The organism is Roseococcus sp. GW821-FHT12F05, assembly GCF_058806835.1.
In genome coordinates this window covers 254,425-271,770 of record NZ_JBXAQB010000006.1, presented here as the reverse complement: position 1 = coordinate 271,770, position 17,346 = coordinate 254,425, and the positions used below count along the sequence as shown (strand labels likewise).

Annotated in this window: 13 protein-coding genes; 7 read left to right on the top strand and 6 right to left on the bottom strand. The window is 70.1% G+C overall.

The window, feature by feature from the left end; translation table 11 throughout:
* Window positions 1-306: 306 nt before the first annotated feature.
* Window positions 307-1,527 (top strand): T6SS phospholipase effector Tle1-like catalytic domain-containing protein, encoded by a 1,221-nt coding sequence (locus tag AC1ROY_RS17640; RefSeq protein ID WP_493150165.1) that lies wholly within the window; start codon window positions 307-309, stop codon window positions 1,525-1,527.
* Between the two features lie 62 nt (window positions 1,528-1,589).
* Complete coding sequence (locus AC1ROY_RS17635) at window positions 1,590-2,555, top strand: Bug family tripartite tricarboxylate transporter substrate binding protein (RefSeq protein ID WP_493150164.1); 966 nt, start codon at window positions 1,590-1,592, stop codon at window positions 2,553-2,555.
* Here AC1ROY_RS17635 and AC1ROY_RS17630 read toward each other — a convergent pair whose 3' ends face one another.
* The gene (locus AC1ROY_RS17630; RefSeq protein ID WP_493150163.1) at window positions 2,556-2,909 is read right to left on the bottom strand and encodes a SnoaL-like domain-containing protein; all 354 of its coding nucleotides are present in this window, start codon (window positions 2,907-2,909) and stop codon (window positions 2,556-2,558) included.
* Between the two features lie 140 nt (window positions 2,910-3,049).
* On the bottom strand, window positions 3,050-3,649 hold the full coding sequence (locus tag AC1ROY_RS17625) for a hypothetical protein (protein ID WP_493150162.1): 600 nt from the start codon (window positions 3,647-3,649) through the stop codon (window positions 3,050-3,052).
* Window positions 3,650-3,843: 194 nt separating this feature from the next.
* Here AC1ROY_RS17625 and AC1ROY_RS17620 point away from each other — a divergent pair, with 194 nt between their 5' ends.
* Window positions 3,844-4,125 carry a transposase gene (locus AC1ROY_RS17620; protein WP_493150161.1) on the top strand — a complete coding sequence of 94 codons (282 nt, stop codon included), beginning with the start codon at window positions 3,844-3,846 and terminating at the stop codon, window positions 4,123-4,125.
* A gap of 245 nt (window positions 4,126-4,370) precedes the next feature.
* On the opposite strand, the gene AC1ROY_RS17615 is transcribed toward AC1ROY_RS17620, so the two are convergent.
* A complete protein-coding gene (locus AC1ROY_RS17615) occupies window positions 4,371-5,495 on the bottom strand; it encodes an anhydro-N-acetylmuramic acid kinase (RefSeq protein WP_493150208.1) in 1,125 nt (374 codons plus the stop codon).
* A gap of 55 nt (window positions 5,496-5,550) precedes the next feature.
* Here AC1ROY_RS17615 and tyrS point away from each other — a divergent pair, with 55 nt between their 5' ends.
* Window positions 5,551-6,774, top strand: a complete 1,224-nt coding sequence (tyrS, locus tag AC1ROY_RS17610) for a tyrosine--tRNA ligase (protein WP_493150160.1) — start codon at window positions 5,551-5,553, stop codon at window positions 6,772-6,774.
* Window position 6,775: 1 nt separating this feature from the next.
* Here the strand turns inward: tyrS and AC1ROY_RS17605 are convergent, their stop codons facing one another.
* On the bottom strand, window positions 6,776-8,764 hold the full coding sequence (locus AC1ROY_RS17605) for an AsmA family protein (RefSeq protein ID WP_493150159.1): 1,989 nt from the start codon (window positions 8,762-8,764) through the stop codon (window positions 6,776-6,778).
* A 150-nt stretch (window positions 8,765-8,914) separates the two neighbouring features.
* On the opposite strand from AC1ROY_RS17605, the gene AC1ROY_RS17600 reads away from it, so the two are divergent.
* Both AC1ROY_RS17600 and AC1ROY_RS17595 read left to right on the top strand, forming a co-directional pair.
* Window positions 8,915-10,615, top strand: a complete 1,701-nt coding sequence (locus AC1ROY_RS17600; RefSeq protein WP_493150158.1) for an N-acyl-D-amino-acid deacylase family protein — start codon at window positions 8,915-8,917, stop codon at window positions 10,613-10,615.
* Window positions 10,612-12,309 carry an N-acyl-D-amino-acid deacylase family protein gene (locus tag AC1ROY_RS17595; RefSeq protein WP_493150157.1) on the top strand — a complete coding sequence of 566 codons (1,698 nt, stop codon included), beginning with the start codon at window positions 10,612-10,614 and terminating at the stop codon, window positions 12,307-12,309. Before AC1ROY_RS17600 ends, AC1ROY_RS17595 begins: the two co-directional genes overlap by 4 nt.
* A gap of 142 nt (window positions 12,310-12,451) precedes the next feature.
* On the opposite strand, the gene AC1ROY_RS17590 is transcribed toward AC1ROY_RS17595, so the two are convergent.
* Together AC1ROY_RS17590 and AC1ROY_RS17585 are read right to left on the bottom strand one after the other, a co-directional pair.
* A complete protein-coding gene (locus AC1ROY_RS17590) occupies window positions 12,452-13,576 on the bottom strand; it encodes a M20 family metallopeptidase (protein WP_493150156.1) in 1,125 nt (374 codons plus the stop codon).
* The gene (locus tag AC1ROY_RS17585; RefSeq protein WP_493150155.1) at window positions 13,573-14,511 is read right to left on the bottom strand and encodes a Gfo/Idh/MocA family protein; all 939 of its coding nucleotides are present in this window, start codon (window positions 14,509-14,511) and stop codon (window positions 13,573-13,575) included. The genes AC1ROY_RS17590 and AC1ROY_RS17585 overlap by 4 nt, the downstream gene beginning before the upstream one ends.
* Before the next feature lie 92 nt (window positions 14,512-14,603).
* On the opposite strand from AC1ROY_RS17585, the gene secD reads away from it, so the two are divergent.
* A complete protein-coding gene (gene secD / locus AC1ROY_RS17580) occupies window positions 14,604-17,183 on the top strand; it encodes a protein translocase subunit SecD (RefSeq protein ID WP_493150154.1) in 2,580 nt (859 codons plus the stop codon).
* Window positions 17,184-17,346: the final 163 nt, after the last annotated feature.

Sequence of the window (17,346 nt, the reverse complement as noted above, 5' to 3'; positions counted from 1 at the left end):
AATATTTCGAAGTCATGGCCTATAGAAACTGGCAAAAATTATATCGCATTGTCTCTCGCAACGGCACATCGACGATGAAATGCATTTACCGTCCATCGCCCGGAGGATCTCCGGTCGAGTGCGGCCTGCAGTTGCCGGGTCGACGGCGACTTCAACCCGCAGCGGATCGGTGATGGCGGGCCCGCATCGGCTCCCCTGGCCCCGACGGCGTCGGTTCATCGAATATTCGAATAAATAAACCTGCCCATCTTCGTCGCCATTTGATGATAGTGGACATACGTGACTTACTTCAATCGGAGATCGGCCTTGTCCAGAAATATCGTGATCTGCTGCGACGGAACCGGCAACGAGATCGGCACCACGATTTCCAACGTGCTGAAGCTTTACCGCAGTATCGAGAAAAGCGATCGCCAGCGCGTGTACTACAATCCCGGCGTCGGAACGATCGGCCAGCAGAATGCCTGGCAGCGGCTGCGTCAGAATGCCCGGAGCGTGTTTGGACTGGCGACCGGAGCCGGGCTCGACGACGACGTCCTGGGCGCCTACCGCTTCCTCTGCGAGACCTACCGGGACGGCGATCGGATCTGGCTCTTCGGCTTCAGCCGCGGCGCCTATACCGTGCGTGTCCTCGCCGCCTTCGCCCATGTCATCGGGCTCCTGCCGCCGGACCAGCTCAACCTCGCGGGCTACGCCCTCTCCGCCTACAAGCGCGCCAGCGCCGAGAGCCGGCGCGAGGAACGCCGGCAGGCCAATGCCCCCGCCCCGGAGCCGAAGGCGCGCAGCGCGGACCTGGAGGCGGCCTGGCACTTCAGCCGCGTCGCCGGCGGCTATCCCGTCCGCATCGAGTTCCTCGGCGTCTGGGACACGGTGGCCTCGGTGATCGTCCCGCGCCGCGACACGCTCATCCCCGATCTCCAGACGCTGCGCTTCACGCGGACGAATCCGAGCGTGAAGACCTTCCGGCAGGCCATGGCCATCGACGAGCGCCGCCGCATGTTCCGGCTCAACCACTGGAAGGAGCAGCAGCCCTACAGGCCGAATCCCTATGTCGCCGCCTCGGCCGTCCCGCAGGACATCCGGCAGGTCTGGTTCGCCGGCGTGCATGCCGATATCGGCGGCGGCTATCCGGAAACGGAAAGCCAGCTCTCGAAATACCCGTTGCACTGGATGGTCGAGGAGGCCGTCGCGAAGGGCCTCCACGCGGATCGCGGGATGATCGATCACCTCGTGCTGGGGCTGCCGCGACCGGGCAGCAACCACACCTACGTCGCGCCCGACGCCGGGGGCCCGCTGCACAATTCGATGAAGCTGCTCTGGAAGCCGCTGGAATGGATTCCGAAGTCCGTCAGATGGCGCGAATGGGCCGGCCGCTCCGATCTGCTCGGCTGGTACCTGCCGCGATCGGAGCCGCGGCTCATCCCGGACGGGGCGCTGCTGCATCGGTCGGTTCTGGAGCGGATGGCCAAGGTTCCGGACTACCGGCCCGTCAACCTGCCGCCGTCCCACCATGTCGAGAACGCGCCCTGAGCCGAACCCGGCACGGCGCTTGCTGACCGGAGGTTCATCTTCCCTCCAGGTCGGACTCACGCATGCAACGCCGCTCGCTCCTGCCGCTTCTCGCGGCATCTGCCTTCCCGCGCGCCGCGCCGGCGCAGACGCCCTGGATCCCCGACCGCCCGATCCGCCTGATCGCGCCCTTCGCCGCCGGCGGCGCGGCCGATGTCGTCGCCCGCGTCACCGCCGAGGGGCTGGCGCAGATCCTGGGACAGCAGGTCATCGTCGAGAACCGCACCGGGGCCGGCGGTGCCGTCGGCACCGAGCTCGTCGCCCGTGCCCGGCCCGACGGCTACACGCTCACCACCTCCAGCCAGGCGACGCACGGCATCAACCCCGTGCTGACGCGCCTCAGCTTCGACCCCGCGACCGACACCACGCCCATCGCCATCGTCGCGGGCGTGCCGGCGGTGCTCATCGTGAACAACGACCTGCCGATCCGCAGCGTCCCGGAGTTTCTCGCCTACGTGAAGGCGCGCCCGGGCCAGGTGAACTACGGCTCGGCCGGCATCGGCTCGTCCAGCCACATGGTCATGGCGCTGCTGGCTCAGAAGGCCGGGCTGGAGCTGAACCACGCCCCCTATCGCGGCACGGCGGTCGCGATGCCGGACCTGATGGCCGGCCGCCTCGGCGCCATGACGGACAACATCCCGGGCGCGCTGGCCTTCATCCGCGACAACCGCGTGCGGGCGCTGGGCGTCTCCACGCCGAACCGGCTGGCGGTGCTGCCGGACGTGCCCAGCATCGCCGACACGGTGCCCGGCTTCAGCGTCCTGAACTGGTACGGGATCTCGGGGCCGGCGGGCCTCGCGCCGAACATCGTGGCGACGCTGCACGCGGCGGTGCAGACCCTGCTGGCCCGCCCCGCCTTCCGCGAGCGGCTGATGAGCCAGGGCACGGACCCCATGCCCATGAGCACCCCGGAGTTCACCGCCTACATCGCCCAGGACCGGGCGCAGTGGCAGGAGCTCGCCAACGCGACCGGGCTGCGCGCGGACTGATCAGTAGAAGAAGCGCTCCTCTACGATCATCCCCTCCTCGACGGTGTAGAGCGCGACCTCGGTCATCTGCATGCGCTGGCCCGTGGCCTTCACGGTGATGTCGATGCGCATGGTCAGCGCGAACTGGTCCTCGTTGATGTAGGGCCCCTCGACCTCGAAGCCATGGACCTCGTGCGCGGCGGTCCAGGCGGCGCCCTTGGCCGCGACGGCGGGCTTGCCATAGACGGCGCGCGGCTCGCCCATCGCCTCGATGCTCGAGACGTCCTCGTGCCAGTAGCGCTCGGCGGCGCCGTGGAAGTCGCCCTGCTTCAGCAGGGCGGTGAAGCCCTCGGCGGTGGCGCGGATGTCGATCATTCCCGTTCTCCTGCAATCGGATGCGGAGAAGGCTAGACCCGGGCGAAGGTCAGGGATGTGAAGCTTCGGTCAAGGGGTGGCGACGCGGGTGGCGTCTCCCTTCGAAATCGGCCGACGCCCATGGGGCGCCGGGCGCGCTATCAGTACTGGTTGGGGAAGAGAACCTTCTGATAGGTCCGGCCATCGCCCGACTTCGCGGCGGGGATGAAGGGGCGGGCCTTGGCGAGGGCCGCCATCGTCGCGGCGGCGTTCAGCTCATAGGCCGGGATGGCCTGCAGGGCCGCCTCGCATTTTTCCCAGCCGTCGATGATCCCCTGGCGGTTCTTGTGCCAGTCGTCCGTCGTGGGGAACTTCTTCCGATCGAACCCCGTGTAAGCGTAGCCGGCATAGGCGCGTAGGGCCGTGGACCTCAGGCCGCCGTAGGAGCTGATGTAGTAGTCCAGCAACTGGCAGATCGCCTCCATGCCCTCGTCGTCGTCGCCGCGGCGTACGGCATCGACATCGACGGAGATGGCGCCCTTGTTCTTGACCCGCGTGAGTTCCGCGGGTTCCGTCTGGCCGAAGCCAATGGCGCTGCCACCCACCTGCGAGCCATTGTTGAACAGCCCTTCCTCCCAGCAGATGGCGAGGATCAGCTCATGCGTGCAGGAGAGGGCGGTCGTCATGTTATGCTTCTGCACGAGGCAATCCATGTAGGTCATGTCGCGGCCCGGCGTGTAGCCGCGGTAGGGATTGGCCATGGGATGCTCCTCGCTCGTGCCGCCGGTCCATCCGGCTTCGCGAGGCCATCATGCGGGGCGCGTGTCGCGGCCGGGTCGCGGCGAGCGTCTGGGTTGGTCGCGTTGGTCGCTCCCTCCGGACGAATCGAGCATCGCAAGGAAGGGATATAGGATGAAATACCTTGAACTTTCGAGGCTGTTCTTATAGCCGAGGAATGACCCACGCCACCCCACTCACCGACGCCGAATACGCCCTCCTCCTCCCCTTCCTCTCCACCGGCCGCCCGCCCGCCGACCGCCGCCCCCTCGACGCCATCTTCCACGTGGTCATGACCCGCTGCATCTGGGCCGACCTCCCGCCGCATCTGGGAAAGCCCGACACCGCCCAGCGCCAGCTTCGCCGCTGGATGCGCGCCGGCGTGATGGACCGGCTCCTCATCGCCGTCGCGCGCATCCCCGCCTATGCCGGCCTCCGCCTGCGCATCTGCCGCGCCTGACGCCGCGCCGCCCGTGTCGCCTCGATGCAATCGCTGCTGCTGGCCAAGGCCTTGCGCCTGGAGGCGGCGCTGCCCTGCCCTTCCATCCACCTGCCCAAGCCGGCTTTGTCCGAAACCGTGCAAAGGCTCACATTCCGGCTCTTCGAAAATCCGCACCGCGTGGATTCCCGGGTCTTCGGGCTCCTCGGACGCCTCATGCGCTTCGCCGGAGGCCGCCGCGACCTCTGGCGCACCCAATGATGCGCCTAGAGCAGCCCGCCCAGCACCTGCCCGCCCGGCAGCGGCCGCGGCGCGCCGGTCGTGCCCGGGAAGCTGATCGGCAGCCCGCGCGCCGTCCGCGCCGCGAGCACGGCGAAGCACTGCGCCTCCAGCGCGTCGCCGTTCCAGCCCGTGACCTCCACCGGCCGCACCGGCTCGCTGAGGGTCGCCGCCAGCGCCCGCATCATCGCGGGATTGCGCCGCCCGCCGCCGGCCACCAGCCATTGCAGCGGCGGCTCCGGGAAGTGCCGGGCCGCGGCGGCCACGCAGACGGCGGCGAAGGCGACCAGCGTCGCCGCCCCGTCCTGCGGCGAGAGGTTCTGGGCGCCCGCCTCGCGCAGCGCCCGGTCGAAATCCAGCCGATCCAGCGACTTCGGCGGCTTCTGGGCCAGGTAAGGATGCGCCATCAGCCGCCCCAGCACCGCGCCGTCGGCATGGCCGGCCAGGGCCAGATGCCCGTTCTTGTCGTAGTCCTTGCCGAGGGAGCGCTTCGCCCAGTCGTCCAGCGGGCCGTTGGCGGGCCCCGTGTCGAAGGCCAGGAGATCACCGTCCGGCCCGAGCCAGGTGACGTTCCCCACGCCGCCCAGGTTCAGCACCGCGAGCGGCTTGGGCAGCCCTGCCGCCAGCGCCGCATGCGCCACGGGGACCAGCGGCGCCCCCTGCCCGCCGGCCAGGACGTCGGCCGAGCGGAAGTCGTAGGCGACGGAGAGGCCGGTCATCTGGGCCAGCTTCCGGGCATCGCCGATCTGCCAGGTGTAGCCCCGGGCATTGCGGCCATCCCCGGGCCGGACCGGGCGATGAAGGATCGTCTGGCCGTGGAAGCCGATGAGCTCCGCCTCCGGCAGCCCGGCCCGCGCCGCCTCCAGCGCGATGCGCGCCACCGCCGCGGCATGGCGGTCCGTCAGCCGCGCCGTGCAGTCGAGCAGGAAGGGGTCCTCGGCCGTGATGTTGGGAGCCATCTCCAGCAGCCGCCGCAGGTCGCGGCGCAGCGCGGGCTCGTAGGGCAGCGTCACCGTGGGGCCCAGCTGGCCCACGCGCTCCCCGTCCGTCTCCACCCAGGCCGCATCCACGCCGTCCAGCGACGTGCCGCTCATCAGCCCCACGATTCTCAACATGGGCCGAGTGTGCTACGCCGCACGGCCAAACGCCAACCGGGTCCAGAACTTCATGTCCGACTTCCTCGATGTCATCCGCGAGCGCGGCTTCGTCCACCAGGTCACCGACGAGGCCGCGCTGAAGGCCGCGTTCAAGGCCGGTCCGGTGGCGGGGTATATCGGCTTCGACGCGACGGCGGACAGCCTGCATGTGGGCAGCCTCGTGCAGATCATGCTGCTGCGCTGGCTGGGCAAGACCGGCAACCGGCCGGTGGCGCTGATGGGCGGCGGGACGACCAAGATCGGCGACCCCTCGGGCCGCGACGAGACGCGCCAGATCCTCACGGAGGAGCGCATCGAGGAGAACAAGGCCGGCATCCGCCGCGCCTTCACGAGCCTGCTCGAATTCGGCGACGGCCCGGGCAAGGCCATCATGCTCGACAATGCCGAATGGCTGGACGAGCTGCGCTACATCCCCTTCCTGCGCGAGGTGGGCCGCCATTTCAGCGTGAACCGCATGCTGACCATGGACAGCGTGCGGCTGCGGCTGGAGCGCGACCAGCCGCTCACCTTCATCGAGTTCAACTACATGCTGCTGCAGAGCTACGACTTCGTGGAACTGCGCCGGCGCCACGGCGTGACGCTCCAGATGGGCGGCAGCGACCAGTGGGGCAACATCGTCCTGGGTGCCGACCTCGTGCGCCGGATGGACCAGAAGGACGCCTTCGGGATCACCGCGCCGCTCATCACCACGGCCTCGGGCGCGAAGATGGGCAAGACGGCGGCGGGCGCGGTGTGGCTGAACGCCGACCGCGTCTCGCCCTACGACTACTGGCAGTTCTGGCGCAACGCCGAGGACGCGGATGTGGGCCGCTTCCTGGCGCTGTTCACGGAGCTGCCGATGGACGAGGTCCGCCATCTCGGCGCGCTGCGGGGCTCGGAGATCAACGAGGCGAAGAAGATTCTGGCGACCGAGGCCACGACGCTGCTGCACGGCCGTGCGGCGGCGGTGGAGGCCGCCGAGACCGCGCGGCTCGCCTTCGAGCAGGGCGCGGCGGCCGAGACGCTGCCGAGCATCACGGCCGCGCTGCCCGCCTCGCTGGCCGACCTGCTGGTCAGCGCCGGCCTCGCCTCCAGCAAGGGCGAGGCGCGGCGGCTGGTGGCGCAGAACGGCATCCGGCTGAACGACGATGTCGTGAGCGATGCCCAGCGCTCCGTGACGGCCGATGACCTGCAGGACGGGGCGGCGAAGCTTTCCGCAGGCCGGAAGAAGCACGTGCTGGTGCGCGCCGCCTGAACTAGCGGCGGGAGTTCCGGCGCGGCTGCGAGGCGGCTCGCCGCGTGTTCCGGGCGGGCCGCGCTGCCGTCGCGGCCGGGGCCGCCGTCGGCCGGATCGTGTTGGCGCCCACGCGGTAGCAGCGATTGCCGCGCGCGAAGTCCCGCAGCTCCGCCGGCACGGCCGCCACCGTGTCGCCCGCCTCCAGCCGCGCCCGCCCTTCGGGCGACCAGCTGGCGGGACGGATGGTGGGGCTGGCGAAGCTGCCGCTCGCCCGTATCGGGATGTCCAGCGCGAAGAAATTGGTGGTATCGCGCTGGCTGCCGATCACGAGGTCGAGCTGCCGGCGGTTGAGGTCGAAGCTCGCGATGCCCGCGATGGTGCCGGTGCCGGCCTCGATGCGCAGCGGCGCCACCTCCCCCACCCCCCGGCGGATCTCGGCCACCGCCAGCAGGCAGGTGACCGGCGTCGTCCCCCGCGGCGTGCGGAAGAGCGAGCGGATGTCGGTCGAGGCCATCTCGATGACCTCGCGCTGGATCTGGCCGCTGGTCATCGCCACCACGGCGGAAAGATCGGCGGCCCGGGTCACGGCGTTCAGGGTCCGTCCCTGCCCCTGGGCGATGACGCGCGCCTCCAGCCGGCCGGTGAGCGGCAGCGGGCGCAGGCCGAAGGCGCGGCGCAGCGTCTCGACGTCGCCCTCGCGCATGGCGACCTGCGCCAGCACCGCGACCTCATCGCCGCGGCGCTCGAGCTGGCCATGGGCGGAGATGCGCGCGGAAAAGGCCCGGAGCGCGAGCTCGTCCACCACGATCCGGTCCGCCACGACGGCGGCCTGGATCCGGGCCTCGGTCGCACGGACCTGGCCGTAGCGCAGGTCGTCCGCCGTCAGGCGCGCCTCGATCATCGGGTCCGGCTTCTCCTGCACGATCAGCGGCAGGTCGGCGTCGTCGGAGGGCGGCGCCCCCGTGCGCGGCGGCGTGCCCAGCAGGCGGTTCATGTCGAGCCGCGAGAAGTTGAGCTGGGCGGAGATGCGGTCCGGTTGGCCGTCGGCCCCCTCCGCCATCTGCAGCAGCGGGCCGGCCAGCGGCGCGCCGTCGAGGGCGCCGGTCACGGTGGTGAGCTTCCAGAGGTCGCCCTGCCGCTCCATCTGCCCCGCGAGCCGGATGGGGATGGTGGGCCCGCCCCCGCTTCCGCCGCCGATGGCCAGCAGCGTGGCCGGCGAGGGCGCCTCCAGGGCCAGGTCGGCCTGGATGCCGTCGAAGTTCAGCGGATCCGTCGCCGTGCCGCGCAGGGTCAGGACCGTGTCGCCGCCAGCGGTGGCGCGGAGGTCCAGCGGGAAGGGCGTCGGTACGTCCCAGAACTGGAGGAAGGTGCCGAGCGCGGTGTCGAGCACAAGCGGCACGTCGTTGTAGGCACCATTGGCGAGGAGCCGGACCGGCTGGTCGCGCCCGGGCGCCGCCAGGCTCGCGGAGTCGAGCCGCACGCGCAGCGCCTGGCCGCTGCGCGTGCGGATGGTGATCTGGCTTCCGGTCAGCTGCAGCACCTGGACGAAAGGGAAGCCGCGGCGCGATTCCGGATCGGGGCCGGGTGTGCTGGGCGCCTGGGGCGGGGTCTCGTTGAAGCGCCAGTTGCGCTGCTGGTCGGCGTTGCGCTCCAGCAGGAGCGACAGCCCGTCGATGGCCACGCGCGTGACGATCACCTCCCGATGCAGGAGCAGCGGCCAAAGCTCCAGCTCCAGGTCCAGGGAGGTGAGCGTCACCATGTCCGGCTGCGTGCCGCCGTCGATATTGGCGAGGTGCAGGCCGCGCAGCGCGACGGCAAGGTTCCTACCGGGCGTGACGCGCAGGCTCTCGATCGTGACGCCCCGTCCGGCGGCGGCCGTGGCCCGGCCGACGACGTAGGAGGCCAGCTCGACGCTCGGCAGCAGGAACCAGGCCGCCGTGAGCGCGGCCGGCACCAGGGCCGCGATCGAGGCGACCGCAACCAGGATCGCGATGGTCCTGCGCCTCAAGCTCAAACCCTTGTCATCCGAGGGAAATCCGGCCCGAAGGCCATAAGGTGTCATGCCAGCGGGGACGGCTGCGGGCAACGGCCCCTCGCCCGCATCTCCCCCTTTGGCCGATGCTATGGCATCCTGCGACAAACAACGGGAAACATGTCCATGAACGAGCCCAGCCTGGTCATCCGGGGCGGGACCGTCGTCGACGGCACCGGAGGCGCGCCCTACGAGGCCGACATCGCGCTCGACGGCGCCCGCATCGCCGCCATCGGCCGGAACCTGTCGGTTCCCCGCGGGACCGAGGAGATCGACGCGCGCGGGCAGCTGGTCACGCCGGGCTTCGTCGACATCCACACGCATTACGACGCGCAGGCGACCTGGACCTCGCGCATCCTTTCCTCCTCGCTGCACGGGGTGACGACGGCGCTGCTCGGCAATTGCGGCGTGGGCTTCGCGCCCTGCCGCCCCGAGAGCCGCGACATGCTCGTGAAGCTCATGGAAGGTGTGGAGGACCTGCCGGAAGTCGTTCTGACTGAAGGATTGCCGTGGAACTGGCAGAGCTTCCCGGAATATCTGAACGCACTGGACTCGCGCGCCTACGACATGGATATCGCGACCCAGGTGCCGCATGCGGCGCTGCGCGTGCACGTCATGGGCCGCCGCGGCTTCGAGCGCGAGCCGGCGACCGCCGAGGACCGGGCGGAGATGGCGCGGCTGGCCCGCGAGGGGATCGCGGCCGGCGCGCTGGGCTTCTCCACCTCCCGCGCCATCGCCCACAAGACGCTGGCCGGGGAGCCGACCCCCACCCTCGGTGCAGCCGAGATCGAGCTGGCGGAGATCGCCGGCGGGCTCGGCGGCGGCTGGATGCAGCTCATCTCCGACTTCGACGACCCCGCCGAGGAGGAGTGGGAACGGCTGATGCGCATCGCCCGCATCGCGAAGCGGCCTATGACCTTCTCGCTGCTCCAGCGCGAATCCCGGCCGGAGTTCTGGCGCTGGCTGCTGGACCGGGTGAGCGAGGCCAATGCCGAAGGCATCCGCATCACCGGCCAGGTGATGGGTCGCCCCGTCGGCCTCATGTTCGGCTGGGAGCTGTCGCAGCACCCCTTTCTCACCCGGGCCAGCTTCCGGGAGGTGGCAAACCTCCCTATCGCCGAGCGCGCCCAGGCCCTCCGCGATCCGGAGCGCCGCGCCCGCATCCTGGCCGAGCCCACCGCCGACCCGGCGCTCCGCGCGCGCCTCAACAACTACGCCCGGATCTACAAGCTCACGCCGGACTACGAGCCGCCGCCCGAGGCCAGCGTGCTGGAGCAGGCCAAGGCCCAGGGCCGCGACCCCGAGGACCTCTGTTACGACTGGATGCTGGAGGACGGCGGCCGCGCCATCCTCAACCGTCCCCTGCTGAACTATGCGGACGGCAATCTGGACGCGATCCGCGAGATGGTGACCCATCCGCACACGCTGATGGGGCTGGGCGATGGCGGCGCCCATGTCGGCTATATCTGCGACGCCTCCTACACCACCCACATGATGACCCATTGGGCCCGCGACCGCGCCCGCGGCCACAAGCTGCCGGTGGAGTTCGTGGTGAAGCGCCTCTCCGCCGACAACGCCCAGGCGCTCGGCCTCAGGGATCGCGGCACTCTAGCGGTGAACATGAAGGCCGACCTCAATATCATTGATTTCGAAGCAATGAGCATCGAGCGTCCCAACATGCGCTACGACCTGCCGGCCGGCGGTAAGCGCCTGGTCCAGGGCGCGAGGGGCTACACGGCGACGATCTGCTCGGGGCAGGTGACACAAAGAAACGGCGAGATGGCGGAGGCCCTGCCCGGCCGCCTCATCCGGGGAGGAAAATCATGAGACACGATCTGGTCATCCGCGGCGGGCACGTCGTCGACGGCACCGGCACGCCCGGCTTCGAGGCGGATGTCGCCATCCAGGACGGCGAGATCGTCCAGGTCGGCACGGTCGCCGGCTCCGGCCGGGAGGAGATCGACGCGCGGGGGCTGATGGTCGCGCCCGGCTTCGTCGACATTCACACGCACTACGATGGCCAGGCCGTCTGGGACAGCCACCTCGCCCCTTCGGCGATCCATGGCGTGACCACGGCGCTGATGGGCAATTGCGGCGTCGGCTTCGCGCCCTGCCGCGCCGCCGACCGCGACACGCTCATCGCGCTGATGGAGGGCGTGGAGGACATCCCCGGCCCGGTGCTGCACGAGGGGCTGAACTGGTCCTGGGAGAGCTTTCCCGAATATCTCGACGCCCTGGACCGGAAGGCGCGCGACATCGACATCGGCGCCCTGCTGCCGCACGGCGCGCTGCGCGTCCATGTCATGGGCAAGCGCGCCCTGAGCCTGGAGAACGCGACCCAGGGCGAGATCGGCGCCATGCGCGTCCTGACCGCCGAGGCCGCCGCCGCCGGGGCCTTCGGCGCCAGCACCAGCCGCACCATCAGCCACAAGACCCTGGCCGGCGACCCGACCCCCACCCTCAAGGCCCAGGAGGAGGAGCTGATCGGCCTCGCCGCCGGGCTGACCGAGGGCGGCGGCGGGCTGCTGGAGATGGTCTCCGACTGGAACACGCCCGATCCGGCCACGGAATTCGCCATGGTCCGGCGCGTGGCCGCGGCGTCCGGCCGGCCGATCGTCTTCTCCCTCACGGCGCGGCACGACCGAACCGAAGCCTGGAAGGAGCTTCTGGCGCTCTCCGACGAGGCGGCCGCCAACGGGCTCGACATTCGCCCGGTCTTCCCGCCCCGGCCGATCGGCATCCTGCTCGGGCTGGTCGGCAGCCAGAACCCCTTCTCCGGCTGCCCCTCCTACAAGGAGGTGGCGCATCTGCCGCCGGCCGAGCGCGCCGCTGCCTTGCGCGCCCCGGAGCGGCGGGCCAGAATCCTGTCGGAAGATCGGGTTGCGGGCTCCAATTTCCCCCTCATCACAAGACTGCACTGGGCCCGGATGTTCCCCTTCGGCGCCCCGCCCGACTACGCGCCGCCGCGCGAGAAGAGCCTCGAGGCCCAGGCCGCGCGTGCCGGCCAGAAGCCCGAGGCCTTCACCTACGACTACCTCACCGAGGGCGACGGCACCAACTTTCTCTTCGCACCGCTTACGAATTTCGCAGACTATACGCTTGATGCATCAGCAGAATGCCTGCGGCACCGCAACGCCATCATCGGCCTGTCCGACGGCGGCGCGCATGTCGGCTTCATCTCCGACGGCAGCTTCCCGACCTTCGTGCTCCAGCATTGGAGCCGGAACGGCTTTCGGATGGAGGAACTGGTCCGCCGGCAGACCAGCGACACCGCCCGCGCCATGGGCCTGCGCGACCGCGGCGTGGTGGCGCCGGGCCTGTTGGCCGACCTCAACATCATCGCCCCCGACGAGCTGGGGCTGGAGGCGCCACGCATGCTCCACGACCTGCCCGCGGGCGGGAAGCGGCTGATGCAGGCGGCGCGGGGCTATCGCGCGACCATCAAGCGGGGGGTGGTGACCTATCGGGACGGGAAGGCCACGGGCGCCTTGCCGGGGAAGCTCCTGCGACGCGGTTCTTGAGAGGGCTTTGCCCCCTCGTTGTCTCCCCTTTCGGGGCCAACCCCCACCAAAGACCAAAAGTCCTTTGGAAAACAATAATTTAAGTGATGGGGTCCAGGGCAAAAAGCCCTGGCGGGGGGTGCGGGGGGCGGAGCCCTCCGCCTCACAACGTCTCAAACAGCCGCACCAGCAGCCGCGTCCGTGGCACCAGGCAGGAGACCAGCAGGTGCTCCTCGTGGGTGTGCGGCCCGTCGCCGATCACGCCGAGCCCGTCCAGCGTCGGCACGCCGAGGGCGCCCGTGAAGTTGCCGTCGCTGCCGCCGCCCGCGATGCGCTCGCCCGCGACCTCGAAGCCGATCTCGCGCGCCAGCCCGGCGGCATGGTCATACAGGTCCTGGATCGCGGGGCTCTTGCCGTAGGCCGGGCGCGACAGGCCGGGCCGCAGCTCGATGCGGGTGTCGGGATCGTGTGGCTGCAGCGCCATCAGCTTGGCGCGCAGCTCCGCCTCGGTCTCTGCCGTGGGAACCAGGCAGTAGACAATCGCGTCGCAGCGCATCGGCACCATGTTTTCGTGCGTGCCGCCCTGCAGGATTCCGACATTCACGAAGATGTTCCGCGAATAGTCGGTCATCTCCTCGATCGCGAGGATCTGCCGCGCCATCTCGCGGATCGCACTGCGCCCCTGCGCGTGATACGCGCCGGCATGGGCGGGCACGCCATGCACCGTCAGATGGTAGCGCGCGATGCCATGGCGGCCGACGGTCAGCCGCCCGCCGCCGCCCGAGGGCTCCGGCACCAGCACGGCGTGGTGCTTCCGCGCCTCCGCCTCGATGGCCTCGCGCGAGGAGGGGCTGCCCATCTCCTCGTCCGGGATCATCATGAAGCTGACCGAGCGGCGCGGCCGGCGGCCAGTGGCGTGCAGGTGCTCCAGCGCGGCCAGCGCCATCGCGTTGCCGCCCTTCATGTCGTAGATGCCCGGGCCGTAGGCGCGGTCGCCCTCGACCCGGAAGGGCAGCGGGCCGGCCAGGGTGCCGACCGGATGCACCGTGTCGATATGGCCGCAGAGCAGCAGGCCGGGGCCGTTGGTCTCGCCGGGGATGCGGCCGATCAGGATGTCGGCATAGCCGTCGCGGCCCGGCATGCGCTCGATGGCGGCGCCGATCGCCCTCAGGCGCCCTTCCACCATGTCCGCCACGCGGTTGACCCCGGCGACGTCCTGGGTCGGGCTCTCGATCTCGACCCAGCGGCGGACGTCGGATAACAGCCCTTCCGCCGTGAGCTCCCTCATCGGGCGAGTGCCGCCTCGACCCTCAATGCGGCGTCCAGCGCCGCCCGGCCCTGCTGGCCCGTCGCCTCGTGCGGCGTGCCGCGGGCGATGGCGGCGATGAAGGCGCCCTGCTCGGCCTCCAGGCTGTCGTGATCCACCCAGCTCCGGCGGGTGAGGCCCCAGCCGGGCATGTTGTCGACGGGCACCTCGCCGTCCGGCGCCAGGAACTCCAGGCTGCGGGCGAGGAAATCCACGCGCATCTCGCCCTCGGGCCCGAGCAGCCGCAGCTTCCGTTCCAGCCCGACGGCCACGCGGCTCGCCGTCACCTGGGCCTGCGTGCCGTCCTCGAAGCGGAGCTGCGCCACCACCCAGTCTGGCAGCTTCGTCATGACGCTGCCGCCCACGGCCCGCACCTCGGCCAGCGGCGAGGGCACCAGCGAGAGGATCAGATCCAGGTCGTGGATCATCAGGTCCAGAACGACGGAGACGTCCAGGCTGCGCGGCCGGAAGGGCGCCACCCGCGCCGCCTCCAGCGAGACCAGCCGCCGGCCGTTCAGGCTCTCCCGCAGCGTCTGGATCGCGGCGGAGTGCCGCTCGATCTGGCCGACCATCAGCACCAGGCCCCGCCCGGCGGCCAGGGCGATCAAGGCGTCGGCCTCGGCCAGAGTCGCCGTGATGGGCTTCTCAACGAACACATGCTTGCCGGCCTGCAGCGCCGCCTCGGCCAGCCGGGCATGAAACAGCGTCGGCGTCGCGATCACCACCGCGTCGCAGGCCTCCAGCAGGGCTTCCGACGAAAGCGCGGGGCAGCCGGCCTCGCCCGCCACCTGGGCGGCCCGGGCGGGATCCGCGTCGTGCAGGCCGGCCAGGGTCGCGCCTGCTGCATTCCTCAGCTTGAGGGTGTGGAAGCGGCCGAAATGGCCCGCGCCGAAGACGCCGATCCGGGGGGAAACCATCCCCGCTCCCTACTCCCTCCGCCCAAGGCTTGCATCCCCCCCTCCCCCTCGTCATGTTCCGGCCGAATCGCTGGTCCAGGTATCTTGCCCTCATGATGTACTTCGCGCGTTGGAAGACGGCCGCCATCCTCCTGGTCTGCCTGCTGGGCGTGCTCGTCAGCCTGCCCAACCTGCTGCCGCGCTCCGCCTTCCCGAGCTGGGCCCCGATCCGCCAGATCTCGCTGGGCCTCGACCTGCGCGGCGGTTCCTACCTGCTTCTGGAGGTCGACACCTCCGTCCTGCTGCGGGAGCGGCTGGAGGGCCTGGTCGAGGCCACGCGCCGCGGCTTCACCCAGGCCAATCCGCGCATCGCCTATACGGGCCTCGCCGCCCAGACCGAGCAGCGCCGTATGTCCGTGCGAATCACCGATTCCGCCCAGCGCGACGCGGCGCTGCGCATCGTGCGCGAGCTCGGCAACCCCGTGAGCGTCGGCGGCGGCGCCCAGGCGCCGGACATCGAGGTCGCCGTGGCCCCGGACGGGCTGCTCACGGCCACCGTCACCGAGGCCGGCCTCCGCGCCAAGGCGACCGGCGCCGTGGAGCAGTCCATCGAGATCGTCCGCCGCCGCATCGACGAGACCGGCGTCTCCGAGGCGCTGATCGCGCGCCAGGGCCAGAACCGCATCCTGGTCCAGCTCCCGGGCGTCGAGGATCCCGGCCGCATCAAGGACCTGCTGGGCCGCACCGCCCGCATGACCTTCCACCTCCTGGACGAGACCGCGAACGTCCAGGCGCCCACGCCGCCCCCGGGCGTGATCTTCCTGCCCGGCGAGCAGCCCGGCGAGCGCTATGCCGTCCGCCGCCGCGTCGAGGTCGACGGCGCCAACCTGACCGACGCCCGCGCCAGCCAGGACACGCGCACCGGCGAGTGGGTGGTGAACTTCACCTTCGACAGCGTCGGCACCCGCCGCTTCAGCGAGATCACCCGGGCCAATGTCGGCCGGCCCTTCGCCATCGTGCTGGACGACAAGGTCATCACCGCGCCGAACATCCGCGAGGCCATCACCGGCGGCCGCGGCCAGATCAGCGGCAACTTCACGGTGCGCACGGCCAACGACCTCGCGGTGCTGCTGCGCGCCGGCGCCCTGCCCGCGCCGCTGACCGTGGTGGAGGAGCGCTCCGTCGGGCCGGAGCTGGGGGCGGACGCCATCCGGGCCGGCATGATCAGCCTCGCCGCGGGCGCGGCCTTCGTCTTCCTCTACATGGGCTTTGCCTATGGGCTCTTCGGCTGGTTCGCCAACATCGCGCTGGCCATCAACATCGTCCTGCTGATCGCCTGCCTCTCGCTGCTGGAGGCCACGCTGACGCTGCCGGGCATCGCCGGCATCGTGCTGACCCTGGGCACCGCGCTCGACGCGAACATCCTGATCAACGAGCGCATCCGCGAGGAGGTGAAGATCGGGCGATCGCCGATATCGGCGCTCGAGACAGGATATACAAAGGCTTCGGGGACGATTCTTGACTCGAATCTCACCAACCTGATCGCCATGGCCTGCCTTTACGGTTTCGGTTCGGGCCCGGTGAAGGGCTTCGCGGTGACGGTCGCCATCGGCACCATCGTCCAGATGTGGACGGCGACCGTCCTCACCCGTCTCCTGGTCGTCTGGTGGTACCGCTGGAGAAAGCCGCGCGAGCTGCCGGTGCTGGAGCGCCCTGGGCTGACCATCGGCCAGCGCCTCGCGCGTCCGCTCTTCCGCATCTGTCCGGACGTGACGAAGATCAAGTTCATGCGCGGGGCCGTGATGGGCCTCGTCGTCTCCGCCGTGCTCTCCACGGCCTCGCTGGTCGGCGCCTTCTATCCCGGGCTCGACAAGGGCATCGACTTCAAGGGCGGCATCATCATGGAGGTCCGGACCCAGGGTCCGGCCGACATCAACGCCCTCCGCGCGGCCACCGGCGGGTTGAACCTCGGCGATGTCGGCCTGCAGCAGTTCGGCGACGAGAGCACCCTGCTCGTCCGCCTGCCCGCCCCGCCCGACGAGGCGCAGACCCAGCCGATCGTCTCGCGCATCCGCGGCGCGCTGGAGGCGGCCTCGCCCGGCATCCGGATCCTTCGCGTGGAGGCCGTGGGCAACCGCGTCTCGGACGAGCTCTTCATCGGCGGGCTGCTGGCGCTCGGCCTCAGCCTCGTGGCGATGCTGATCTACATCTGGGTCCGATTCGAATGGCAGTTCGGCATCGCGGCCATCATCACGCTCATCCTGGATACCACGAAGACCGTCGGCTTCATGGTTCTCTTCCAGGTCGAGTTCAATCTGACAACCATCGCGGCCATCCTCACCGTCATCGGCTTCAGCGCCAACGACAAGGTCGTGGTGTTCGACCGGATGCGGGAGAATCTGCGGAAATTCAAGACGATGCCGCTGCAGGAGCTGGTCGATCTCTCGATCAACGAGACGCTGAACCGCAGCCTCGGCACCTCCATGACCCTGCTGCTCTCGGCCCTGCCGCTGGCGCTCTTCGGCGGCGACACCCTGGCCGGATTCGCCTGGGTCATGGTCTTCGGCATCATCGTCTCGGCCTCCTCCTCGGTCTTCATCGCGGCGCCGATCGTGCTCTTCAGCGGCCGCAACACGCTGCGCCGCGGCGAGTCCGATCCGGTCGCGCCGAAGGGACAGACGGCCATCCGCTGATCCGTCCCGGTATCCGGAGCGGATTCAAAGGGTTGACCCGCGTGCCTGCGCGGGCACGCCTTCCGATTCATTCTGCGGCATGTCCAGACCGTGTTTGAGGTCGCATCGAATTGTGTGTAATCTCGAATCTATGATCACGGTTCGAGGCAGTGTCAGGTTTTGA